21 protein-coding genes are annotated in these 25222 nt (G+C 55.7%); 12 read left to right on the top strand and 9 right to left on the bottom strand.

Translation table 11 applies throughout. The features are described 5' to 3' along the window. Positions 1–8: 8 nt before the first annotated feature. Positions 9–1820, bottom strand: coding sequence for a sulfoacetaldehyde acetyltransferase (gene xsc, locus INT32_RS19060; RefSeq protein WP_226817283.1), 1812 nt, complete (start codon positions 1818–1820; stop codon positions 9–11). Between the two features lie 190 nt (positions 1821–2010). Between xsc and INT32_RS19055 the strand changes: the two genes are divergently transcribed. Continuing rightward, on the top strand, positions 2011–3690 hold the full coding sequence (locus INT32_RS19055) for an amidohydrolase (protein ID WP_193090291.1): 1680 nt from the start codon (positions 2011–2013) through the stop codon (positions 3688–3690). Next, positions 3687–4652 carry a GTP-binding protein gene (locus INT32_RS19050; RefSeq protein WP_193090290.1) on the top strand — a complete coding sequence of 322 codons (966 nt, stop codon included), beginning with the start codon at positions 3687–3689 and terminating at the stop codon, positions 4650–4652. The genes INT32_RS19055 and INT32_RS19050 overlap by 4 nt, the downstream gene beginning before the upstream one ends. Positions 4653–4772: 120 nt before the next feature. Here INT32_RS19050 and INT32_RS19045 read toward each other — a convergent pair whose 3' ends face one another. Then, positions 4773–5747 (bottom strand): tripartite tricarboxylate transporter substrate binding protein, encoded by a 975-nt coding sequence (locus tag INT32_RS19045; RefSeq protein ID WP_193090289.1) that lies wholly within the window; start codon positions 5745–5747, stop codon positions 4773–4775. Positions 5748–5817: 70 nt separating this feature from the next. Further along, positions 5818–6624, bottom strand: coding sequence for an IclR family transcriptional regulator (locus INT32_RS19040; RefSeq protein WP_193090288.1), 807 nt, complete (start codon positions 6622–6624; stop codon positions 5818–5820). Between the two features lie 194 nt (positions 6625–6818). Between INT32_RS19040 and INT32_RS19035 the strand changes: the two genes are divergently transcribed. The 5 genes from INT32_RS19035 (at position 6819) to INT32_RS19015 (ending at position 14298) form a co-directional block, all read left to right on the top strand. Continuing rightward, the gene (locus INT32_RS19035) at positions 6819–8522 is read left to right on the top strand and encodes a GMC family oxidoreductase (protein ID WP_193090287.1); all 1704 of its coding nucleotides are present in this window, start codon (positions 6819–6821) and stop codon (positions 8520–8522) included. 94 nt (positions 8523–8616) lie between these two features. Further along, complete coding sequence (locus tag INT32_RS19030) at positions 8617–9945, top strand: MFS transporter (RefSeq protein ID WP_193090286.1); 1329 nt, start codon at positions 8617–8619, stop codon at positions 9943–9945. Positions 9946–10337: 392 nt separating this feature from the next. Continuing rightward, positions 10338–12176: a phosphoenolpyruvate carboxykinase (GTP) gene (locus INT32_RS19025; protein WP_193090285.1), complete on the top strand. Its 1839-nt coding sequence runs from the start codon at positions 10338–10340 to the stop codon at positions 12174–12176. A gap of 215 nt (positions 12177–12391) precedes the next feature. Continuing rightward, positions 12392–12844: a MarR family winged helix-turn-helix transcriptional regulator gene (locus INT32_RS19020; protein ID WP_193090284.1), complete on the top strand. Its 453-nt coding sequence runs from the start codon at positions 12392–12394 to the stop codon at positions 12842–12844. Positions 12845–12981: 137 nt separating this feature from the next. Continuing rightward, on the top strand, positions 12982–14298 hold the full coding sequence (locus INT32_RS19015) for an MFS transporter (RefSeq protein WP_193090283.1): 1317 nt from the start codon (positions 12982–12984) through the stop codon (positions 14296–14298). Here INT32_RS19015 and INT32_RS19010 read toward each other — a convergent pair. Beyond that, positions 14286–14789 (bottom strand): DUF2938 family protein, encoded by a 504-nt coding sequence (locus tag INT32_RS19010; protein ID WP_193090282.1) that lies wholly within the window; start codon positions 14787–14789, stop codon positions 14286–14288. The two genes, INT32_RS19015 and INT32_RS19010, sit on opposite strands and share 13 nt — an antisense overlap. A 107-nt stretch (positions 14790–14896) precedes the next feature. After that, positions 14897–15712 (bottom strand): META domain-containing protein, encoded by an 816-nt coding sequence (locus INT32_RS19005; RefSeq protein ID WP_193090281.1) that lies wholly within the window; start codon positions 15710–15712, stop codon positions 14897–14899. A gap of 660 nt (positions 15713–16372) precedes the next feature. Here INT32_RS19005 and INT32_RS19000 point away from each other — a divergent pair. Both INT32_RS19000 and INT32_RS18995 read left to right on the top strand, forming a co-directional pair. Then, positions 16373–16642 carry a hypothetical protein gene (locus INT32_RS19000; RefSeq protein WP_193090280.1) on the top strand — a complete coding sequence of 90 codons (270 nt, stop codon included), beginning with the start codon at positions 16373–16375 and terminating at the stop codon, positions 16640–16642. Next, positions 16639–17157, top strand: a complete 519-nt coding sequence (locus INT32_RS18995) for a HugZ family protein (protein WP_193090279.1) — start codon at positions 16639–16641, stop codon at positions 17155–17157. The genes INT32_RS19000 and INT32_RS18995 overlap by 4 nt, the downstream gene beginning before the upstream one ends. Before the next feature lie 221 nt (positions 17158–17378). On the opposite strand, the gene INT32_RS18990 is transcribed toward INT32_RS18995, so the two are convergent. Next, complete coding sequence (locus tag INT32_RS18990) at positions 17379–18740, bottom strand: sodium:alanine symporter family protein (RefSeq protein ID WP_193090278.1); 1362 nt, start codon at positions 18738–18740, stop codon at positions 17379–17381. Between the two features lie 257 nt (positions 18741–18997). On the opposite strand from INT32_RS18990, the gene INT32_RS18985 reads away from it, so the two are divergent. Together INT32_RS18985 and INT32_RS18980 are read left to right on the top strand one after the other, a co-directional pair. Further along, positions 18998–19945: a metal ABC transporter substrate-binding protein gene (locus tag INT32_RS18985; RefSeq protein ID WP_370540260.1), complete on the top strand. Its 948-nt coding sequence runs from the start codon at positions 18998–19000 to the stop codon at positions 19943–19945. A 113-nt stretch (positions 19946–20058) separates the two neighbouring features. Further along, complete coding sequence (locus tag INT32_RS18980) at positions 20059–20508, top strand: single-stranded DNA-binding protein (protein WP_193090277.1); 450 nt, start codon at positions 20059–20061, stop codon at positions 20506–20508. A 50-nt stretch (positions 20509–20558) separates the two neighbouring features. Here INT32_RS18980 and INT32_RS18975 read toward each other — a convergent pair whose 3' ends face one another. From INT32_RS18975 to hmpA, 3 genes are all read right to left on the bottom strand, one after another. Next, positions 20559–21977: an amino acid permease gene (locus INT32_RS18975; RefSeq protein ID WP_193090276.1), complete on the bottom strand. Its 1419-nt coding sequence runs from the start codon at positions 21975–21977 to the stop codon at positions 20559–20561. 223 nt (positions 21978–22200) lie between these two features. Then, on the bottom strand, positions 22201–22821 hold the full coding sequence (locus INT32_RS18970) for a trimeric intracellular cation channel family protein (RefSeq protein WP_193090275.1): 621 nt from the start codon (positions 22819–22821) through the stop codon (positions 22201–22203). Between the two features lie 288 nt (positions 22822–23109). After that, complete coding sequence (gene hmpA, locus INT32_RS18965; RefSeq protein ID WP_193090274.1) at positions 23110–24333, bottom strand: NO-inducible flavohemoprotein; 1224 nt, start codon at positions 24331–24333, stop codon at positions 23110–23112. A gap of 312 nt (positions 24334–24645) precedes the next feature. Here hmpA and INT32_RS18960 point away from each other — a divergent pair, with 312 nt between their 5' ends. Then, complete coding sequence (locus INT32_RS18960; RefSeq protein WP_193090273.1) at positions 24646–25110, top strand: Rrf2 family transcriptional regulator; 465 nt, start codon at positions 24646–24648, stop codon at positions 25108–25110. Positions 25111–25222: the final 112 nt, after the last annotated feature.

Here is a 25222-nt window from a genome sequence, read left to right as displayed (position 1 = left end):
CTAGTGGATTAGACGTAGTCTTTGTATTTGTCCAGGAACCGTACAGGTTTGGACAACGCATCGCGGCGGAACGGGTCACCCAGTTCACGTGTACACATGATTTCAATGACGCAGGTTTTGCCTTCGTTCATCTGCATGTCCACGGCTTTTTTCAGGGTTGGGCCCACGTCTTCCAGTTTGTCGACCACGAAACCGGTTGCACCCATGGCTTGCGCAATCTCTGCAAAGCTCTGGTTGTCCAGTTCGCCGGCAACAAAGCGGCGGTTATAGAAATCCACCTGGTTTTTCTTCTCTGCACCCCACTGACGGTTATGGAAGACCACTGCGGTGACCGGAATGTCATGGCGTACGCAAGTCATGATTTCCACCATGCTCATTCCCCAGGCGCCGTCTCCGGCATAGGCGATAGCAGGACGATCCGGAGCGGCCACTTTGGCGCCGATGATCGTGGGCAGGGCATAGCCGCAGTTGCCGAAACTCATGGGAGCAAAGAAGCTGCGCGGTTTTTCGAAACGCAGGTAGCTGTTGGCCACAGAGTTGATGTTGCCGATATCGGTCGAGACCATGACGTTTTCCGGCATGGCTTTTTCCAGTTCACGCAGCACCTGACGTGGATGCAGATATTTGCCGCCTTCTTTTTTGGCTTCTTCGATCATGTCCAGGCTGTACGCATCTTTCTCGTGCGTCCATTCATCCAGCTCTTTTTCCCATGCCGCTTTTTCGTCTGCAATGGTTTTGGCACGCGCTTCTTTGGTTGCATCCGAGGCCAGCGTCTTGTCCTGCAGGCGCTCCAGCAGAGCGACGGCCGCGGCCTTTGCATCGCCACAAATGCCAACTGAAATTTTCTTCACCAGGCCGAGCATTTTGTTGTCGGCATCAATCTGGATGATCTTCGCTTCCTTGGGCCAGTAATCCATGCCATGTTGTGGCAGGGTGCCGAATGGGCCCAGGCGTGAGCCCAGCGCCACCACGACATCGGCCTGTGCGATCAGCTTCATGGCTGCCTTGGAGCCCTGGTAGCCCAGCGGACCGGCCCACAGCGGATGGCTGGCGGGGAACGAGTCATTGTGCAGATAGCTGTTGACCACGGGCGCGCCCAGCCGCTCGGCCAGTGCTTTGCATTCTTCGACGGCATCGGCCATGACAACGCCACCGCCGGAAAGGATAACGGGGAATTTGGCGGTAGCCAGCAGTTCGGCCGCTTCGTTCAGGCTTTTTTCACCACCGGCACCACGATCCAGGCGCTGCGGCTGTGGAATTTCGGTTTCGATTTCACCATAGAAATAATCACGCGGAATATTCAGCTGGGTCGGGCCAATTTCGGACAGAGCCCGGTCAAAGCAGCGGGCGGTATATTCGGCCATGCGTTTCGGATTATTGACATGTCCCTGGTATTTGGTGAATTCCTGGAACATCGGCAGTTGGTTGGCTTCCTGAAAGCCGCCCAGCCCCATGCCCATGGTGCCGGTTTCCGGTGTGATCATCACGACAGGAGAGTGTGCCCAATAGGCAGCGGCAATCGCTGTCACGCAGTTGCTGATGCCCGGTCCGTTCTGGCCGATCACCACGCCATGGCGGCCGCTGACCCGCGCATAGCCGTCTGCCATGTGCGCGCCGCCTTGTTCGTGAACCACAGGAATCAGCCGGATGCCCGCCGGGGCGAAGATATCCATGGCGTCCATAAAGGCGGAGCCCATGATGCCAAAGATATTGGTGACGCCATTGGCGACCATGGTTTCAACAAAAGCCTCCGATGGTGTCATTTTCTGGACGCCGGTAACGGCTTTCTGGTGGGACTGCTGGGGTGTTGACGTGTTCATGATTGACGTATCCTCACGTTGTTCGTGTAAATATGAATATTCGGTATGAAAGGTTCCGATTTTTGTTAATGATACGAGGCAAACTGGGTTTTGGTCAATATAAATTTTAAAAAACGAGATAAATAATCTCGTAATATAGAATTTTTATATCCGCCTATAGTAATATGTGCAGGTCAAAGGAGGAGTAAACATGTCGCCATCTATATCGGACAATGCTGAGATACGCATTTATCGTGCGCGCAGTATTATCACCATGAATCCTGCGCAGCCGCGGGCCACGCATGTGGCGGTCAGGGATGGCCGCATTCTTGGCGCCGGCGATCTGGCTTCATTACAGGGCTGGGGCGGCGCGGTGGTGGACGACCGGTTTGCGGATAAATTCATCATGCCCGGCTTGATTGAAGGGCATAGCCATCTGCTAGAAGGCGGCATGTGGAGTTTTGTCTATGTGGGGTTTTATGACAGGCGCGGTCCTGACGGGCGCCTGTGGAAAGGTCTGAAAACGCTGCAAGCGGTTGTTGCGCGCTTGCAGCAGGCCGAGCAGGCCATGACAGACCCCGCCAAAACGCTGTGCGCGTGGGGTTTTGATCCGATTTATTTCCAGGGTGAACGGATAACCACCGAACACCTGGACCAGGTCTCCCCCAGCCGGCCGGTCGTGGTGCTTCATGCCAGTATCCATTTGATGAACGTAAACACAGCCATGCTGCAGATGGCCGGGATCACCGCTGATTCGGGTATCGATGGCGTCGAGTGTGACGACTCGGGCAAGCTGACGGGCCAATTGCAGGAATTTGCCGCCATGTATCTGGTGTTCCGCAAGATTGGCAATGTCTATTTTGATGAGGGACAAACTTCCCATGGCATCTGGAACTTTGCCCGGGTTGCGCAGCTGGCTGGCGTCACGACAGCGACCGACCTGGTTAATGACCTGAGCGAGGAAACACTGGCCAGCCTGGCAGAGACTACCGGCGGCGATACGTTTCCGCTGCGCCTGGTGCCGGCGTATGCGCCCTTGCGTGACCCGCAAGGTAAGGGCCTGGATCGGGTCCTGCCCAGCATTGCGCGCAACACGGACAAACTCAGTTTTGGCATTGTCAAACTAATCGTGGACGGCTCCATTCAGGGCTTTACCGCCAGGCTGCGTTGGCCGCATTACTACAAGCCACCGGCAGGTGCGCAGGAAAACGGCATCTGGGTGATTCCGCCGCAACAGTTGCGCGAGCTGATCCAGATCTATCACGACGCCGGGCTGACCGTGCATATCCATACCAATGGCGACGAGGCGACCGACGTGGCGCTCGATGCCTTGGAAGCGGTGCTTGCCGCCAGTCCGCGCCGCGACCACAGGCATACCCTGCAGCACTGCCAGATGGCCAGCACGGCGCAGTTCCGGCGCATGGCCAGCCTGGGTGTGTGCGCCAACTTGTTTGCCAACCATCTGTACTATTGGGGCGATGCCCACTATGAAATGACCATGGGCCCCGAGCGCGCCAACCGCTTGAATGCCGCGGCGACGGCACTGGCTGCCGGCGTGCCGATTTCATTACATTCGGATGCGCCTGTCACCCCCATTGCGCCCCTGTTTACGGCCTGGTGCGCCGTCAACAGAATGACGGCGTCTGGTCGCGTGCTGGGCGAGGAAAACAGGATTTCGGTGCAGCAGGCTTTGCATGCCATGACGCTGGGCGCAGCCTATACGCTTAAGCTGGATGACCGGATCGGCAGTATCGAGACCGGCAAACAGGCCGATTTCGCCATCCTTGAAGAAGATCCGCTGGCGGTTGATCCGACCCGGCTCAAGGACATCAGGATTTGGGGCACCGTGCTGGGTGGCACGATATTTCCCTGCCCGCAGATAGAAACATGAGCGAGGTCATCGCGCTGACCGTGCTGGGTGGCTTCCTGGGGGCCGGCAAAACTACGGTCCTCAATCACCTGCTGCAGGCGCCTCATGGCTTGCGGCTGATGGTATTGGTCAATGATTTCGGCGCCGTCAATATTGATGCTTCATTGATTCAATCGGTCAGTGGGGATGGCGTCATCTCGCTGCGCAACGGGTGTGTGTGCTGCTCCATGGGGGGCGAGCTGATGAACGCGCTGATGGCGATTGAAAAGCAGGCCGCCAATCTGGATGGGCTGATTATCGAGGGCAGCGGAGTGAGCGATCCCAAAAAGATCGCGCAGATCGGCGCGCTTGGCCAGGGATTTTCCTTGCAGTCCATTGTCACCATAGTGGATGCAGCCGCCGTGCTTGAACAGTGTGAGGATCGACATACTGGCGAGATGGTGAAAACGCAGATTGCCGCAGCCCATATGATTTTGCTCAATAAAATTGATCTGGTGGATGCGGCGCGCCGCAAGCAGGTGCTGGCCTGGCTGCATGAGACGGCGCCGGGTGTTCCGGTGTTTGCCGGCAGCAACGGCCAGTTTGACTGGACACTGCTGTTGTCTCGCACAGGGCAGCATGCCTTCCAATCACAATCGCCAATGGCCGGCGGCGCTGATACCGGGCTGTTTACCGGCCGGCAGGCAACGGCGCCAGCCGCGCAGTCATTTGAGTCCTATCGTTTTGACAATGCCGGTGCATTTGATGAGCAGCGGTTACGTGCTGCTTTCAGCCAAATGCCGGCGCCGGTTCTGCGCGCCAAGGGCATTGTATTGCTGGGACCGGAAAAAAGAATGTGCGTGTTGCATTATGTGCGAGGCCAGCACGTGAGCCTTGAACCGGCAACGCCGACAATTGCCGCCGGGCCGCTGGTTTTTGTCGGCACAACGCAGTTGGACAAGGTGGCGCTGCAAGACGTACTCTGGCAGGCGGTACTGGCCTGAACCTGTCAGGTCATTTGTCGTGGGCCCAGGGCGCTTGCATGAGGCGCCTGTTATTTTGACGGACGGAAAGCGCCCTCGCCAGGCACGCCCCAATTACGACAGATCAACTGCCGCATCGAATCAATTTGCCTTGAAGCCAGATTCCTTGATAATCGGCCCCCAAACTTTATTTTCCTTCTCCAGTAATGCTTTCATGCTGGCTGCCGATTCGCCGGTTAGCTCCAGGCCCAGCTTTTCGAAGTTCTTGCGCAACTCGGCATTTTTGGCAATGGCGATAAACGATTCTTCCAGGCGGGCGACGGTTTCCGGTGGCGTGCCTTTTGGCACATAGGCGCCATACCAGATTTTTACGTTCTCGAATCCTTCGATGCCCTGCTCATGCAGGGTTTTGACGCCAGGCAGGAAGCTGACCGGCTGGGTGCCTGCCAGCCCCAGAAAGCGGATTTTTCCGGCGCGATACAGTTCCATCTGCGCACCGGCCGCGTCCACGCCCAGCGGGACATGGCCGCCCATTTCATCATTGACCAGTTGAGGGCCGCCGGAATAGGAGGCCGGTTCGAGTTTGACGTTCTGGTGCTTGGCCATCTGCAATACGCCAAAGTGCGTGGGGCCACCCAGCCCGGCCAGGCCGACCGCGCCAAGCGCCGGGTCAGCCTTGACTGCTGCCATATATTCCTGAATCGTTTTGTACGGTTGGACGCTGCCCGTAGACATCACAATCGGCACGTTGGCCAGGTTGGCCACGGGCACCAGATCGTTGGGTGAGTAATTGAGCTTGGCATAGGTGTAGGGATAACTGGTAAACGGCATGGAGTGTGAGAGCAGGACGGTGCGTCCATCGGGTTTGGACCGTGCAACTTCCGTTGCCGCCATCATGGTAGAGGCGCCTGGCTTGTTTTCGACATAAGCCTGGCCGTTGCCGGCTTTCCTGTACTCTTCGGCGACAGCACGGGCCAGCGCATCAAGAATGCCACCTGCCGGATAACCGACAACGATTTTAATCGTGTCGTTTTGAGCCCAGGCCTGGGAAGGCAGGCCCGGGACAAGTGTGACAGCGGACAGGACCAGGGAACGCAAAAAAGGACGTTTGTTCATGAGATCACCTATAGATCAGTTGTTTAAGGCAGTGGAGTACGGCTGTGGATGGAAGGGAGAAAATGGATTGTCATGGGATTTCGATATCCTGTCTGTCGCCGGGCTTTGCATTGCCGGCCAGCACCTGACCCAGCGCCAGGGCAGTGTCCTTCATCAAGCTGGAGAAAGTGAACAGGTCGGAAAATGAATGCGTGGCGGTTGGGGCGTGGCAGGCGACAGCCGCGATGACGCGACCGCGGTCGTTCTGAACCGGCACGGCAATGGCGACCATGCCCTTGACGAACTCTTCGTTGTCAGTGCCGATTCTTTGTTGCGCGATCAGTCCCAGTTCATGTGCAAGACGCAGCCGGTCTGTAATGGTTTTGGGTGTCATGACCGGTAGCGGCAGGGTATCGAGCAGGCAGTTGCGGTGCACATCGGGCATCATCGCCAGAAACAGCTTGCCGCTGGCGGTGCAGTGCAACGGTACATGGGCGCCAGTGCGCAGATGCAGTTGCAGGCGCATGTCGCTCTCGGGTTCGACACGCGCCAGATAATGCACCTGATTGTCGATCAGCGCGGTCAGATTGCATGTTTCGCCGGTGGCAGCCACCAATTTTCCAAGCAACAGCCGGCACATGCGATCAAAGTGCGTGGAACTGAGCACGGACAGCGCCAGTTGATGCGAGCAGGCGCCCAGCACATAGCCACGATCATCGGGTAGTCGCGTCACATAGGCAGCCTCCTGCAACTGCTGCAAAAGCCGCAGGACACTGGCCTTGGGCAATGCGGTTCGCTGGGCGATCTGTGCCAGTGACAGCGGATAACTGGCGCAAGCCAGGTGCTCTATCACAGTCAGAATACGCAGATGTTTTGATTCTTGATTTGTCATGGTCATGGTTGTCTCTATATTTATTGTGGAATAAAAAACATTAAATATCCAACAATTTGAAACTATCTGTTCCGGTAAATGAAATGAAAATGGCGGTTATCGTTTCAAAATTGAAATGATTGGTGTATACCCCTAACAAATAGCGGCTCGCCAGACGCACACTTGACCCACCAAATCAGAACTGGCAGGCAGACAAGACTATGCAAGAGAGTGTGGATTATGTAGTGGTGGGCGGCGGCTCGGCCGGGTGCGTGATGGCCAACCGGTTGAGCGAGAACGGCAAATATTCAGTGTGCCTGCTCGAGGCAGGACCGGCTGATCGCAATATGTGGATTCATATTCCTATCGGTTATGGCAAGACCATGTTCAATCCGCGGTTGAACTGGGGCTTTTATACCGATCCCGATCACAATATGCTGGACCGCCGGATTTACTGGCCGCGCGGTAAAACGCTGGGCGGCAGCAGCTCCATCAACGGCCTGATCTACATACGGGGGCAAAAGGAAGATTATGACCACTGGGAAGCGCTGGGCAACAAGGGATGGAGCTGGGATGCCTGCCTGCCGTACTTTCGTAAACTGGAAAATAATGATCTCGGGCCCGGCCCGACCCATGGCACGGATGGTCCGCTCAATGCCACGTCGATTCCGACCCGTCACGAATTGGTCGATGCGCTGATCGGCGCGGCCAACAGTCTTGGCATACCGTCGCGCAAGGACTTCAATACGGGCGACCAGCGGGGGGCCGGATATTATCAGTTGACGACCCGCAACGGTCGGCGCTGTTCTACGGCAGTCGCCTATCTGAACCCGGCCAGGCGACGCCCGAACCTGCGTATCGAAACCGAAGCGCAAGCCATGCGGATTCTGTTCCGTGGAAAAAAAGCGGCAGGGATCCAGTATCGCCAGCACGGGAAAATCAAGACATTAAACGCAAACCGCGAAGTCATCCTGTGCGCGGGCGCCCTGCAGTCTCCGCAGCTATTGCAACTGTCGGGTGTGGGTAATCCAGCGCACCTGAGTCCGCTGGGCATTCCCATGGTGCACGCGCTCGATGGTGTGGGCGAGAATCTTCAGGACCATTTGCAGTTTCGGCTGATCTACGAAGTGAACAAGCCTATTACCACCAACGATCTGTTGCGCAGCTGGAGCGGCAAGGCAAAGATGGGCTTGCAATGGGCGTTATTGCGGGGCGGCCCGCTGGCCATTGGTATCAACCAGGGCGCCCTGTTCTGCAACGCCTTGTCTGATACCGATGCGCGTCCCGATGTGCAGTTTCATTTTGGCACGCTGTCGGCCGATATGGCCGGTGGCAAGGTCCATGACTTTTCGGGCTGCACCTTTTCCGTGTGTCAGTTACGTCCCGAATCGCGGGGTTATCTGCGCATCCGTTCGACTGACCCGTTCGAGGCGCCGGCGATGCAGCCCAATTACCTGGCAACCGACCTGGATCGCCGCACGGCGATTGCCGGGGTGCGGTTAACCAGAAAGCTCGCAGACGCCCAGCCGATGCAGTCCTTGATGAAGGGCGAGGTCAAGCCTGGACGCGATGTCCGCAGCGACGATGAGATTCTGCATTTCTGTCGCGAGAATGGGGCCACGATTTTCCACCCATCGGGCACCGCGAAGATGGGGCCCGCAGCGGACCCGATGGCAGTCGTCGATCACCGGCTGGCGGTCAGGGGCCTGCAGGGGCTGCGTGTGGTTGACGCGTCGATTATGCCTACGTTGGTATCGGGAAATACCAATGTGCCGGTGGTCATGGTTGCTGAAAGGGCGGCGGCTTTTGTGCTTGAGGATGCGCTGGCCGGTGATCAGGCCATTCAGGTGCAGGCCGTGGCGTTGCCCGGCGACAACAGGGTGCCGGCCGAACCCACGACAGTAGAAAGTCTGCAGGAAAGCTAGCAGGCGGTAGAAGCGACGAGGCGACGTGCAATTGCAAATGAAATATGTCGGTTCGAAATGAAAGCTGTACATAAATCAATATATGGAGACAACAATGAGTGACAAGAAAGGATTGCGCAGGGTCGTAGCTGCCTCGCTGGTAGGTGCGACGATTGAATGGTACGACTTTTTTCTATATGGCGTGATCGCCGGCCTGGTGTTCAACCAACTGTATTTTCCGGGTGAAGATCCGTATATCGGGACGCTGCTGGCGTATGCCACATTTGCGGTAGGCTTTCTGGCGCGGCCGCTGGGTGGGATCATTTTCGGTCATCTTGGCGACAAGGTCGGGCGCAAAAGCGCATTGATCATGACGCTGATGATCATGGGTGTGTCCACCGTGGCCATCGGGCTGATTCCTTCGTACGACAGTATTGGTATCTGGGCGCCCGCATTGCTGCTGTTTTTTCGCGTGTTGCAGGGTATAGGCCTGGGGGGCGAATGGGGTGGCGCCGTGCTCATGACCTATGAGTATGCGCCGCCAGAGAAAAAAGGACTTTATGCGTCCCTGCCGCAAATCGGTCTTTCTCTGGGGTTGTGTCTGGCCTCGGGTGTGGTTGCGCTGCTATCGTCGTTGCTGACCGATGCGCAGTTCCTGAGCTGGGGCTGGCGAATCGCCTTTCTGTTGTCGTCGCTGCTGGTTTTCGTAGGCATGTACATCCGGCTGGCCGTCAAGGAGAGCCCGGAGTTTGAGCAGATCAAGGCTAAAAATGCGGAAAGCAAGATTCCGTTTGTGGATATGATCAAGAACTATCCAATGAACATTCTCAAGGGCATGGGTGCGCGCTATATTGACGGTGTGTTTTTTAATATTTTCGGCGTCTTCATTATCAGTTATCTGACCAAAAACCTGCAGATGTCGCGTACTGACGCGCTGACCGGCGTGATGATTGCCGCGATTGTGATGTGCGCTTTCATTCCTTATTTTGGGGCCATGTCCGACCGGCTGGGACGTACCCGTACTTATTTCTGGGGATCTCTGATTACCGGTTTTTCCGCTATTCCGGCATTCTGGCTCATGACAACCTTTTCGGACAACGTATTTGTCGTCTGGCTCTCGATTGTGATTCCTTTCGGCATCCTGTATGCCATGGTGTACGGTCCGGAAGCGGCTTTGTTCTGCGAATTGTTTGACACGCGGGTGAGGTATACGGGTATTTCATTTGTGTATCAGTTTTCCGGCATCTTTGCTTCGGGTATTACGCCGCTAATAGCCACTGCACTATTGCGCGAGAATAACGGTCAGCCTTGGCTGGTGGTGGCCTATACTGTCATCGTAGGCATTATCTCCGCCGTCAGTGCGGCGTCCATCAAAACAGTCAGAAAAGACCGCAAGAGTGTCGAGGCGCGCTCTACGGTTGCTGCTGGCGCGGCTGCACGCTGATCGGTGATTTTCATACCGCAGGCCCGCAGACTGGCAAAACTGCCTGCCTGCGGGCTTCAAATGCAATTGTGCGATGCATCATTAAATGGCCAGTCAGGGCTATTTCAATTGTGATGTGGTTATGTGCAACTGCGGAAAATGACATTCGCAAACGTTGTTGCCGTTATGCATGCTGCGTGCTGTCTGGAACGTAACACAGGCAACAAGTTGAAACGCCGAAAGGAGAAAGCATACACATAATCGTCATGCGGTATTAGAATGAGGCATTATTCCGGACTGTTTTGCTTGCCTGCGCACTGGCGGGCCCGGTCCGGCGCCATACGACATCGTTTCAACAGACGCCTTCAAAGGAGGCGTTTTTGCATTTGCCAGAATACGGAGACCTAAACCCTATGAATGCAGCTCGTCCCGAACCTTCAATTCAAATCAATGCGCCCGAATGGGTGCAGCACGCAGGCCTGAAAGCCTGGGTGGCGCAAATCGCCGCGCTGACCCAACCCGATCGTATCGAATGGTGCGATGGCTCCCAGGAAGAATATGACCGCCTGTGTGCGCTGATGGTTCAATCCGGTACCCTGCGCAAACTGAACCCTCAGAAGCGTCCCAACTCTTATCTGGCCTGGTCTGATCCGGATGACGTGGCGCGCGTGGAAGACCGCACCTATATCTGCTCCGAAAAGGAAGAAGACGCCGGTCCTACCAACAATTGGAAAGCACCTGCGCAAATGCGCGATACGCTTGACGGCCTGTTCGATGGCTGTATGCGTGGCCGTACCATGTATGTGATTCCGTTTTCCATGGGGCCGCTGGGCTCTCCCATTGCCCACATTGGCGTCGAGTTGTCCGATTCTCCCTATGTGGCTGTCAATATGCGGCTGATGACTCGAATGGGGCGCAAGGTGTACGATATTCTGGGCAGCGATGGCGAGTTCGTCCCTTGCGTGCATTCGGTTGGCAGCCCGCTAGCACCCAATCAGGCCGATGTCTCCTGGCCCTGCAACAAGACCAAATATATCGTGCATTATCCCGAGACCCGTGAAATCTGGTCTTATGGTTCCGGCTACGGCGGCAATGCGTTGCTGGGCAAGAAATGTTTTGCCTTGCGCATTGCCTCGAACATGGGACGTGACGAAGGCTGGATGGCCGAGCATATGTTGATTCTGGGTGTCACCTCGCCCGAAGGAAAAAAAATGCACGTCGCTGCCGCGTTCCCTTCGGCCTGCGGTAAAACCAATTTCTCGATGATGATTCCGCCGGATTCGCTGCCAGGCTGGAAAATCACAACGGTGGGCGACGATATTGCCTGGATCAAACCTGGTGCAGACGGTCGCCTTTACGCGATCAATCCTGAAGCCGGCTATTTTGGCGTTGCACCTGGCACCAACGAGAAAACCAACTTCAACTGCATGGCCTCGCTGCGGGAAAACGTGTTGTTTACCAATGTCGCGCTCACTGATGATGGCGATGTGTGGTGGGAAGGCATGGGCCCCGCGCCCGCGCACCTCATTGACTGGCAGGGCAAGGACTGGACCCCCGACTCGGGACGCAAGGCCGCCCATCCCAATGCCCGGTTTACCGTAGCGGCAACCCAGAATCCGGTGATCGATCCCGAATGGGACAATCCGGCAGGGGTGGCGATTGACGCTTTCTTGTTTGGCGGTCGCCGATCCGACACCGTGCCGCTGGTGACCGAGGCGCGTAACTGGGTAGAGGGCGTCTATATGGCTGCCACGATGGGCTCAGAAACCACTGCCGCTGCGGCGGGTACACAGGGCGTGGTGCGTCGCGACCCGTTCGCCATGTTGCCGTTTTGCGGTTACAACATGAGTTCCTACTTCCAGCACTGGCTCAATCTGGGTCGCACGCTCGAGCAGTCTGGCGCAACGTTGCCTCATATTTTCTGCGTGAACTGGTTCCAGACCGACGATAATGGCAAGTTCATCTGGCCTGGCTTTGGCGAGAACATGCGTGTGCTCAAGTGGATGCTGGAACGCATCGACGGCACGGCCCAGGGAGAGGAAAATCTGTTCGGCGTATCGCCGCGTTTTGAAGATATTACCTGGGATGGCCTGTCGTTTGACGCTGCGCAGTTCAAGCGCATTACCACCATTGAGCAGGAACAATGGCGCCGTGAACTGGGTCTGCATGAGGAACTGTTCAACAAACTTCAACAGCGTTTGCCCGCGGAGTTGTCACAGATTCGCGAGCGACTGGACAGCCACCTCGCCTGATCGTCAGTGCGGCTGGGCTGCCACAATGGGCCGTCCTGCCAATCCGCGCCCGCCATGCATCAGTGCACGAGCGGGCACGCGAGCGCCTTTGCCTGCGGTGGCTGGATGCCGGCTTGCCGGTCACATCTCGAGCCTGCAATACATAGAAAGATAAATGACCTACAGAAAAGAAGGTTACCTTTGTAGTTTTCCTTTTGATCTGCTACCATGGCACTATGGATATTAAACCGTTGAGCCCCGAACAGGCGCGGGTATCAGAACTGGCTGCAGAATTGCGCATTCTGATTTCCTCGTTCACACGCAAGCTGCGTGCCCAGGCCAGCGCAGGGGATTTCACCCCTTCGCAGCGTTCGGTATTGTTGCGACTGGAGCGCGACGGGTCTACCACAGTGACCGCCTTGGCGCGCGCCGAAGGTGTCCGGCCGCAATCGATGGGAGCAACGGTATCTGGTCTGGAAGCTGCAGGCCATATCAAGGGTACGCCCGATCCGGCCGATGGTCGCCAGACCATTCTTTCACTGACACCGCGGTTTCTCACGATGATCCAGGCCAGTCGCGCCGCCAGGGAAGACTGGCTGGTGCGGGAAATTTATGCCTGCTACAACACAAAAGAACAGGAATCGCTGGCAAAAGCCATAGAGCTGCTTAAGCGACTCGTCAATCACTGACCGCAACAGCGGCAGCATTTACGCGCAGCACCATCGCCGACGACCTCGCGTCGCCTGTCGTGCCTACTTGAGGGGGACGACAGCGCCCCCGTCTCGTCAACCTTCTGAACCATTTTTCGGCATAGCCAGAGGACGTTGTGGGTACCATCAAAAGCGGCACATTCAGATCTCTTGCCATTCGGAATTATCGAATCTGGGCGGGGGGCGCCATTGTGTCCAACGTTGGTACATGGATGCAGCGTACCGCACAAGACTGGCTGGTGCTTACTTACCTGACCCAAAATAATGCCACGGCTGTGGGTATTGTGATGGCGCTGCAGTTTGGTCCGCAGATTTTTCTTCTGCCTGTTACCGGTCTTGCCGCCGATTACCTGGATCGGCGCAAGTTGTTGATTGCGACCCAGGCAGCCATGGGCATGCTGGCGCTCGGCTTGGGGTTGTTGACGCTGACCGGGCTGGTGCAATTATGGCATGTGTATATCTTTGCGCTTTTGCTGGGCTGCGTCACGGCTTTTGACGGCCCGGCGCGCCAGACCTTCGTGTCCGAACTGGTTGGCGAGACCGATCTACCCAATGCAGTCGCTCTGAATTCGGCTTCGTTCAATGCCGCTCGCATGATTGGCCCAGCCGTTGCCGGTTTGCTTATCGCCGGCGTGGGTACCGGTTGGGTATTCCTGATCAACGCCATCACGTATCTGGCTGTGATTGCCTCGCTGTTTCGTCTTAAAGAGCAGGATCTTAATCGGGCCAAGCGGGCACCGCGTACTGCGGGTAGTCTGGTCCAGGGGTTTCGTTATGTGTGGAGCCGGCCGGATCTCAAAGCGCTGTTCATGATGCTGTTTCTGATCGGTACCTTCGGATTTAATTTTCCCATTTATATCTCGACCATGTCTGTGACCATTTTTCAGGTTGGCGCCAACGAATACGGTCTGCTGTCGTCGACCATGGCCATCGGGTCGGTCTGTGGTGCGTTGCTGGCAGCGCGCCGAACGCGCCCGAGAATTGCATATGTGTTGACCGGTGCGGGTATCTTCGGTTTCGGTTGTGTACTGGCTGCCGTCTCGCCCAATTATTGGGTCTTTGGCGTGGTGCTTGTGGTGCTGGGGGTTGCCGCTCAGACTTTTAATACAACCGTGAATAGTACCGTGCAAATGTCCACCGATGCAGCCATGCGTGGGCGGGTGATGGCGATTTACATGGCTATTGCGTTGGGAGGCACGCTCATTGGAGCACCCATCGTAGGTTGGGTTGCCGATGCGTTTGGCCCCCGCTGGTCGCTGGGCGTTGCGGCAGCGGCAGGCATACTGGCCATGCTGGTGGGGTTGCGGTATATGTTCAAGTATCGAGCCCTAGCCGTAAAGCTGGTGCAGTATCGTGTGCAGTTCAGCCTGGATGGCCATGAAGTTCAGTTGCGCGAACAACGCCGGCGCCAGGCCCGTATTCAGGCCAAGTAGCCGGACAGGGCCAGTGCGCTCAAGTACAGGGCAAGAGTAAATACCACATGGTTGACGATGGTACGCAGGCGCATGCGTAGCGGATCAGGCGTTTTACGGGCGGCCACACCCAGACCCAGGCCCGGCTGCATCAGGAACCAGGCGGCGCAAGTTGCCAGCACCAGGCCAATCAGCAACGGAGCAAACAGGGTCGGGTAGCTGACATTTTGGAAGAACCAGATCGTCACGACCAGGATGCCGTACACAATACCAACCACGTAATGGGCTATCCAACCGATAGCCAGTTCGCCGCGAACAGGCAAGGCGTCTGCAATATTGTCATGCCGGTAGACGCCATTTTTCATATGGGCAAACCAGCGCCCGGCCAGCGCCCAGTTGGCCGGGGCCGCATCGTAAGCACGTTTTGCCACAAGGGCCCAGATGTCCAGGACAAGGGTTGCGGCAATGCCGATAATGATGCCGTGTAGAAAGAGAGTGGATATGCTGTACATGGAATGGTTGCCGTCGTCAAATAAGAATAAGAAGGATTGGTCAGAGGGTTTTGGCGCGCACCAGGCCGCGTGGGACCGGTGCTGGCTCGAACTTGTGCCTGGCGTGCTTATTGCAGGGCGACGGCGTCAAAACTGGCCACAATATTGCCGCTGGCGTCCAGCATATCCAGATGCTCTGCGCTGATTTTATAGCGTGCGACCGTCAGCAGGGCATTGAGAAATGCGGTTTCCACTTCCATCCCTTGCGGGCAGGCCATCATGGTGCCGGCTACCTGTTTCAGCTTCAATTGATCGCCTTTCTCTTCGAATCCACCCATCATATGATTGCAGCCGCTGCTCCCGGAGAGCCGATCGTCGCTGGCCGAAAACACGATATGCGCTTCACGTTGCTGATCGTGCGCAGTCACGGCCTTGCCATGCAGGGAGACCAGCTTCCAGTAGGTATTGCGCAAGGGGCTGTCGGGCTTGGCTGCTGCCTTGGCCGGATCCTGGCTCGCTACAGGCGCAACGGACGAGGCTGCTGGCGACCCCGTGTGTTCCGGTGCGCCTTTTCTCATCAAAATCATGATCGGCTTGCTGTCTGCCTGGGGCAGTGTAACCGGTGCGGCACCGGAAAAAATGACACGGTCCTGCGCCGATAGAGCCGTGCTGACACGATATTGCTGTCCGGGCTGGATAGTGGCGTCGTAGATAATTTCAAACTTAAACGGTGTCTGGCCTGCAGGGTTCAGGGCCGCGTGACCTACCACGGGTTCCGGTGTGCCGTCGGGCTGTATTTGCTGCAGACTTGCTTCGAATATCGCATCGGCTGGCGCGGCAATACGTTCGCGATAGATTGCCGTACCCTGGAGCGTTGCCGCCTGTGCATATGAACCGATCACACATGTCATAGCCAGCAAGGGTCGAAGAAAAGCCTGAATCATGATTCTGTCCTTGTGAGTCAATTGGGGGTTGCCGTCATCATAACCGGGCGGGCAGTGTTCACACAACGAATAGCGCAAAGGCGGCGGTCACTGCGCGCGATGCATGCAGGGCTGAATGCAAACCGGAGTGTGTACCGTGATGTGACAGGGCGGCGCACGACGCCATCCATTCGGGCGGTTTCCAAGGGTTTGTACTAATATGGGGCGTTTCTTACCCAATTACCTGCAGATTGATGCGGGCGGCTACCGTAAAAACCTGGCACGCAATTTGCTGTATATCCAGTGAGAGGTTTCGACAGGATATTTTCTTTTCTCGCCGCAACAGCTCGAATCTGTGTATTTTTCTTGTAAAGGGGTATTACTATGCACCGCCATCATTTCTACAGCGATATGTTCGATTCTGTCCTGGACAAAATCTGCTACGCAGTCACCCTGCTGGGAACCATGAAGAGCGGCCAAAGGGAAACTTACTGGGATTAAGAGCGAGACAAGGACCGTGATCGTACCGTTTGAACGCGGTTTATAAAACTCTGGTAAAAAAGGGTAGTGCCCTGATCTATTGCCTATGCAACAGATCAGGGTTTTTTATTGCCGGTCTCGCTTGATGTGCGGTGCCTGGCTGCGTAAGCAGGTTGGTGCTGCAGGGGCGATTTTGCGCTTATGATTGCTTATGATTATGCCCATGATCGCGTTTATCACCAGCCCGACGCAGGCGGTTGGTGGGCAAGACGGACTGGTGCCGACCTTCCATGCCGGTTATCACAAAAAAAGCAGGCGCGGGACGAGCGCCAACGGAGCCGCTCTCCGGTCCATACGCGGCAACTGCCGGACGGCACTGATCTGGTAAACTTTCCTGTGTCAGGCGCGCTGGTGTCGCATGCCGGCGCCAGTAGCGGCGCCGTTCAAACAGTATGGAAGACGCTCATATGAGTAACAATATCGATATGCTCACGCTGGCGCCCGAGATTGATCGGCTGCATCGGGAGTGCCTTAGCCTGATCATGGCAACGACCAATGCAGCGCACGCCCCCTGCGCCAGTTATACGCCCTTTGCGACTATGGATGGATTGTTTTATATCCTGGTTTCTGCGCTGGCTATTCACGGCCAAAACCTGAAGGTGCAGCCTGATCTGGACATCCTTCTGATCGAAGATGAAAGTAGAGCACGCAATATTTATGCGCGCCAGCGCTTAAATTATCAAGTGACTGCGTCTCCGGTTCAAAAGGGTTCTGCCGAGTATGGCGAGGCGGTTACGCTGCTTGGTCAGCGGGCGGGCAAGACGGTCGCGTTGCTAGATGCTCTGGATGATTTCACCATGTATCGTCTGACGCCGGTGCGCGCAACGCTGGTGCAGGGTTTCGGAAAGGCATTTGTTTTTGATCCTAGGGATCTGTCTGAAGGCGCGGTTGCGCTGAACGAGAAAAATATCGGCCAGTATCGTTGATCGCCTGGCTGGGCCCGTACATAGACTATCGGGTTGTGGCTGCACAAAGCGGAGCTTTCAGCACAGAGCAGGGTCGGTGGAGACCGGCCCTGATGCTTTCTTGTTGTGACATGCGCGCCGCAGGTGCGCTTATTTTGGCAGGCACTTGTGTACTTGTGTCGCGGCGAAGCGTCCGGGCTTGCAGCAGTCATAAAGACTGCTGCGTTGCCTCTGGTATGCGATTATGGCAGTTCGCCACTTTTACGTTTGGCGATAAAGTCGCGGGTTTCCTTGACAATTACCCCCGACAGCAATACCAGTGCAATCAGGTTGGGCACCGCCATCAGGCCGTTGAAGGTATCGGCAGCGGCCCAGACCAGGTCCAGGCTGGCAATCGTACCGATCATCACGCTGGCCACATAAATAATGCGATAGGGCAGTACAAACCACTCGCCCAGCAGATAGGACGCACATTTCTCGCCGTAATAGCACCAACCCAGAATCGTGGAATAGGCAAAGAAGACCAGACCAATGGTGACGATCCAGCCGCCGGGACCCGGCAGCAACAGATTGAATGTCTGGGTGGTCAGCGCAGCGCCGGTCACGCCATTCGTGTAGATGCCGCCCATGACCAGCACCAGGCCGGTTATGCTGCATACGACGATGGTGTCCAGGAAAGTGCCTGTCATGGAAACCAGCGCCTGGCGCACCGGATGATCGGTTTTCGCTGCGGCAGCGGCAATAGGCGCGCTACCCATCCCTGCTTCATTTGAAAACACGCCCCGTGCCACGCCATAGCGAATGACGGTGCCAATGGCGCCACCTGCGACCGCTTCACCACTGAATGCATCACGAAAGATTGTGGCAAACGCAGGGCCCAGCAGATCCAGATGCATGAAGATAATAATCAGACCGCCAGCAACATAGAGGATAGCCATGATCGGCACAATGAACGATGATGCGATGGCAATGCTTTTGATACCGCCCAGAATCACGATCGCGGTAAAGACGGTGAGTACGATTCCAGTAATCATGGGATCAATGGCAAAACTGGCCTGGATGGATTGGGCGACCGAATTGGACTGCACCGAGCTGCCGATGCCGAACGACGCCAGGGTGCCGAACAGGGCAAACAGAATGGCAAGCCATTTCCAGTTCAGCCCGCGCTCAATGTAATACATCGGCCCACCGGATATCTGGCCGCGCTCATTGACTATCCGGTACTTGACCGCCAGCACGCCTTCGCCGAATTTGGTGGCCATGCCGAAAATGGCGGTGATCCACATCCAGAAAACGGCGCCAGGGCCGCCCAGAACCACCGCAGTCGCCACGCCGGCGATATTACCGGTACCGATGGTGGCAGAAAGCGCAGTCATGAGTGCGCCGAAATGGGAAATATCTCCCTGGTTCTCGCTGCCGTCGCGATTTTTGGCATGTGGCGTAAACGCCTGTTTTAGCGCGAAGGGCAGCATGGTAAATTGCAGAAATGCCAGTCGCAGGGTCAGATAGACACCCGTTCCCACCAGGAACACTAGCATGACGGGCCCCCACACCCAACCGCCTACGGTATCAAAAAATGCTTTCAGTACGTCCAAATACTGCATCGTACTTCACTCCTTTATATTGAATTGATTTTTAGTGAAGGCGTCTCCCCACCTTCGCAGGCTCAAGAATACCTGATTCTTTTTCTGCGGAAAAGGACTGGGTGAACAGATAATGGCGACGGCAAGTGCTGAATTCATTGACGACACATTATGTTATGTTATAACATAACCAGAATTGAATTCCCTATACCTATACATTGCCTGCCGCGCGAGGCCGCGCGGCCCCATTTCTTATCCAGAGGTTTCACGTGCACATTGTGTTCAAGCAGCTTTTCATTTCCGGCGCCATCGGCATGGCTTTCATCAGTGGCGCCAGCGCCGCGCCATTGAATGTCGTGACCAGCTTTTCCATTATCGATGACTTTGCCCGCCAGGTGGGTGGGGATCGTGTCACGGTCAAGTCCATTGTTCCAGCCAATGGTGATGCGCATGCCTACGAACCCAAGCCGGCCGACGTGATTGCGTTAAAGCGCGCGGACCTGGTGCTGGTCAATGGCTTGCAGTTCGACACGTTTATGCAGCGACTGGCAAAATCGAGCGAAACCAAGGCACCGGTGGTAGAGGTGACCAAGGGCATTGAACCCCTGAAAAATGCCGAAGATGAGCATGGACACGGCGGGGAGCCGGCTCATGATGACCACGACCACGACCATGGTCATGAACATGATCATGGCGAGTATGACCCTCATGCCTGGCAGTCTGTGCCCAACGCCATGATTTATGTGAAAAATATTGCTGATGCCTTGTGCAAGGTCGACAGTGCCGGATGCGAGTCATACAAGGCAAACGCCAGTGCGTATACGCAAAAACTGCAGGCGCTGCATGAGTCAGTTAAAGCGGCGTTCTCCGCATTGCCCAAAGACAAACGTACGCTCATTACCTCGCATGATGCCTTCGGCTATCTGGGTGCTGCCTATGGCCTGACTTTGCTGGCGCCCGAGGGCACTTCCTCGGCGACCGAAGCGACTGCCGCGGATGTTGCTGCGATTATCCGCCAGATCCGGGAAGACAAAGGATCTGCTGTGTTTATGGAAAATATCAGCAATCCGGCCCTGATCAAGCAAATTGCCGCGGAAGGCAACGTGGCTGTAGGCGGCAAACTATATTCGGATGCACTGTCCGGCCCGGACGCACCGGCCTCGACTTATCTGAAGATGATGCAATACAACGCGGATACCATTACCAAGGCCATTCTGAAAAAATAGTTGCTGCCGCGGGGTAGGTGCAGGCTGGTGCACGCCTTGCGGATCTTGAACTGGCAGTTAAACAGGGGCGGCGCAGGGTCGCCCCTTTTGCTTTTGACGATGTGGAGCGCGCGATGCAACGATACCTTAATGAAATGACTGTGCTGGGCGACCTGCTTGATGATCCGTATCTGCGCTATTTTCCCGACGGCACGGCCGTGTTGCGCATCACACTTGAAACCCGCAGCGAGCAGCATGACGTATATACAAATGAAATAATCATATGCAGCGAACATCATGACGCTGTATTGTACGGAACTCAGGCGGAGCAGGTGGCCTGGTCTATGCACCAGGGAGACTCGCTGTGGTTATGCGGTCCGTTGCGGCGCCGGTATTTTCGGGACGGTATAACGGGTCGCAGTGGAACGGTCTGCGAGATTGAAACGAGGCAGTTCAAAATTTTGCGGGTAAAACAAAGTTATCGCTTGCCGCTTTCAGCAATCTGCCATGGCTGGGTGTTCAACAACGGCCAGATGGGTAACGGCTTACGCAGCCCGACCCCGGTATCGGGCAGGACTGCGTAAGTAAAAGAAAGAATCAGGCAGGTAGCGGTCTTGTGCCTGATCCGGGTGTGCTAGCGCTCCAGCACACTGCGGGTGACATCCGGTTCAAATGTCTTCTCGGTGCGCCAGTATCTGGACAGCAGAAAGCCAAGTGCGCAGATGACAAGACTGACCAGGCCGAACCAGAACGCCTTTTTCTGCTCAGGTAAAAACGCCATGGCGCCCAGGATGCTGAGCATGCCGGCGATGGCCAGATAACTCAGATAAGGGAAGCACCACATGCGAACCCGGATGCGTTCGGGGCAGTTCTGTTCCATTCTTCTGCGCAACCTGATGTGGGATACGGCAATCAGAATATAGACCACCAATGCCACCGTTCCATAAGACTCCACGAGAAACGGGAAGATACCGTCGGGCGAGTAGTAAGAGACGACAATGGCCGCATAGCCAAACAGAGTGGAAAAAATAATGGCGCGTATTGGCACACCGTTTTCCGACACGCGGGCCAGCGCCTGTGGCGCATCACCGTTGCGAGTCAGTGCGAATATCATGCGGGAAGCGGCATAGAGGCCCGAGTTAAGGCATGAGAGTACAGCCACCAGAATGACGGCGTTCATGATGTGCGGCGCGTAGGGAATCTGCATAGCCTGCAATGCACTCACATAAGGCGTGGATATGGCCTCGGAGTTCCAGGGCACCAGGCAGACGACGAAAAATACCGAGCCCACATAAAAGAACAGCACCCGGCTGATGACTGAATTGGTCGCCTTTGCCACGGACTTGGCCGGGTCGGCGGTTTCTGCGGCGGCAATGGTGACAATTTCCGCGCCAAAATAAAAGCCCGTTGCCGCTACAGCGCCTGAAAGCACGGGACCCCAGCCATTGGGCATGAAGCCGCCGTGATTGAGCATCTCACCCAGGCCCATCGCCTGATGGTTGGGCCACATGCCCAGCAGGAACAGCCCGCTCAGAAACAGAAACACCACAATCGCGGCAACCTTGATCGAGGAGAACCAGAATTCGAATTCTCCATAGGATTTGACCGAGAAAAGATTGGTGACGGTCAGAACGGCCATCAGCGTGAGACTGATTTCCCATGAAGGAATATTGGGCAGCCAAAACTGGATGAGTTTGGCGCCAGCGATCGCTTCGATCGCCACCACAATGACCCAGAAGTACCAGTACATCCAGCCGGTCATGAAGCCGGCAAATTCGGCCTTGCCAGGCTGCTCGCGAAAAGCGCTGCGGGCGTATTCGTAGAACGAGCCGACAACCGGCAGCGAGGAAGCCATTTCGCCGAGCATGCGCATGACCAGAATAATCAGGATGCCGGTAATCAGAAATGAAATAAGGGCCGCCGGACCTGCATTTTTTACCACTACTGAACTGCCAACAAACAGTCCTGCCCCGATTACACCGCCAAGTGCAATCATTGACATATGCCGCGGCTTTAATGAGTGCTGCAGCTGGTTTTTACTATCAATATTCATCAATCGTCTCCTGTATACACACTTTTATTATTTTTGCTTTGGGAGACGAATGTACAGGTAATAAGGTACTAGATACAGAGCCAGATGGTCGCAATCTATGGGTCCACGCAGTCGCTTTGCCAGTGGGAGTAGGGGTATTTGCTAGGGGGAACCAGGTCGATAAAATCTGTCCGCGATCGAGGCGTCGCCTGGCGACCGAGATGCCGGTCGTGCGCTTGAGCCTTCAGTGTTCATCGCGGTTGTAAATGAATTTGGGCATATTCCACTTAAATCGCAAGGCCAGCATGCGCAAGGTCAGGCCCGATAGCAGCGCAGTGCTCATGACCAGCTCATGATTAAGACCAAGATGCAGGCCGGCAACATACAGCAGACCAGTCACGATCGATACACTTGCGTACAGTTCGCTGCGAAAGAGAAGCGGGATATCGTTGCACAGGATATCGCGCAGAACGCCACCCACGCAGCCAGTAAGCATTCCTGAAATAATCACAATCATCAAAGGCAAATTCAACTCCAGCGCTACATTGCAGCCGATGATGGTAAATACGACAAGCCCCACGGCATCCAGAAACAGAAAGAGGTGGTACAGGCGGTGCATGATGCGCGCAACCGCAATGGTGGCCAGGGCGGCCACTGTTGTGATGACAAGATAATGCGGATGCGCAACCCAGGTCAATGGGTGATGGTCCAGAACAATATCCCTGATTGATCCGCCGCCCAGCGCAGTAATGCATCCGAGCAGGCAGACGCCGACCCAGTCCATGCTGCGACGGCCAGCCGCCAGCGCAGCGGTCATGGATTCGGCAACAATAGCAATGACATAAAGTACGGACAGAATAATCATATGACCCGGATGCGCTACCAGGGCATGTTGTGCCCTGACTTGTTGATTACGTTGTCCGATTATATCCCGGGATGCGCAAGCCGCTGCGATATACAGCAAGCGCGGCTATTGCGCCCGTCATAAAGCCTGATCCGCCGCTGATGCTGTCCGTGCCTTCACGCTCTGCCCGGATGGAGCTAGTTGTGTGCCGGGTCCATGGCAGGCTGTGCGGTCAGTGACAGGAGCCCACTGCGACGGCAGGTGCCGGTGCGAATCATCGCAGTGCGAACTTGCCCGGGCAATTGCATCTTAGGCGGCAAGCAGTTCGTCGGTCGGGCCGAAGAATTCGTAATGAATGCGCTCCGCAGGTACGCCGTTGGCTGCCAGCCCGTTGACAAATACCCGCATGAATTCCTTGGGTCCACAGATGTAATAATCCGCGTCCTGCAGCGGTGTATTGCGGGTCAGCCAGTCAAGCGAAATCATGCCCGATACGTCGTGGTTTTCTCCAGCCTGGTCGGCAGCCTGCGGCTCACTATAAAAGGTCGATACTTGTGTGTGAGCCAGTTGGTGGGCCAGCGTCTGCACGTGCTGACCCATGGCATGGGTCTGGCTGCTCATGGTGCTGTGTACGTAATGCACGTGTAATTGCGGGTGTTGTTGATAAATGGTCTCAAGCATGCTGACCATGGGTGTCAGGCCGACACCGCCAGACAGCAAGACAACCGGCCGTTCGGGGCTGTCAGGCAGATAAAAATCGCCTGCCGGTGGCGTTATTTCAAGTGTGCTGCCAACCTGAACGTGATCATGCATGAAGCGCGAACCCCCCTGGCTGTCTTCTGCGCGTTTGACGGAGATGCGATAGTACTGGCCATTGGGGGCGCAAGAAATGGAATAGTTGCGCTTGATGCCGGCCTGTTCCGGTGCGTTAAAGCGGAATGTGATGTATTGACCGGGTTTGTGGCGAATGACCGGCCCACCGTCAACCGGACGCAAAATGAATGAGGTAATGGTGCTGCTTTCGCGAATCTTTTCGCTAACCACAAAGTCGCGCCAGCCAGTCCAGCCGCCAGGCGCCTGTTCGATGGCGTCGCGCAATGCGCTTTCCCTGTTTTGCAGGATGCCAGCCAGGAACCAGTAGGCCTGACCCCAGGCCTGAAGTATTTCATCGGTAGCGGCCTCGCCCAGTACATCCTTGATCGCACCCAGCAGCGCCGTTGCCACGTAGGGATAGTGCTCCGGCAGGATGTGAAATCCGACATGTTTCTGTGCAATTCGCTCGACTGCCGGCAGTAATGCGCCCAGATTGTCGATATTTTCCGCATAGGCCAAAATGGCCCCCGCCAGCGCATTGATCTGTTGACCATTGGCTTGGTTCGCATGATTGAACAGGTTACGGATATGTTCATCCCTGAAAAGCCGCTCATACATTTTTGCAGTAATGGCCGCGCCATGAGTCTGCAAGGCGGGAACGGTTGCCTTTACGATGCGTGTGGTGTCGGGATCCAAAGAGGTAACGGCGGGGTGAGACATGGCGGGAGCTCCTGTAGTTGGTTGGGGTGTGGCTCGGCCTGGCAGATTTGCTGCCGGGCGATCAATGAAAATAGGGGATGCAAGGACAATGACCGATGTGAAAATTTCAAATGTGGCAATTTCAGATAAGGCACATTTCAGATAGGACCCATTTCAAATGTGTTGGCGGCGCATGTTTGAAACTGAGCGCCGGCATTGTCTTTATAACATTCATTTTAAATGCATCTTATTGCAAATAATTTTAATATGCAAGTAAGATGAATGTTATATTGCATATTTATTGCAGCACTCAAAGCGCATCCCGAGGTCTATATGAGACTGACTCAATACACAGATTACGCATTGCGGGTACTGATTTTTCTGGGCTCGCGCGACGAAGGGCTTTCGTCCATCGCTGAAATTGCGCGCGCCTATGACATTTCCCAGAATCACCTGATGAAGGTGGTGCAGCATCTGGGACAATTGGGCTATATCGAAACGCTGCGCGGCCGCAACGGGGGGATCAGGCTGGGATTGCCGGTAGAGCAAATCGTCATAGGCCAACTGTTGCGTCATACCGAAGGCGATATCGATCTGGTCGATTGTTCGTCCTGTGCCATCGCGGGTCCCTGCAGACTGCCGTCGGTGTTTCGTGAAGCAACCCAGGCATTTCTGGCCGTGCTGGATAAATACACATTGCACGACTTGCTGGCCCAGCGTAACGAGCTGCGCGATTTTCTGAACCTGTCGACAGCCGAACAACCGTTAAGGCGAGCGCCCAGGCAGGCCGTTCACTAAAATTGTTGGCAACAAGCAACAAGCAACAAGCAACAAGCAACAAGCAACAAGCAACAAGCAACAAGCAACAAGCAACAAGCAACAAGCAACAAGCAACAAGCAACAAGCAACA

The organism is Advenella sp. FME57 (assembly GCF_014897675.1).
Classification (GTDB): Bacteria; Pseudomonadota; Gammaproteobacteria; order Burkholderiales; family Burkholderiaceae_B; genus Advenella.
Note: the sequence above shows the minus strand (reverse complement) of the source record. Positions and strands in the feature narration are given on the sequence as shown.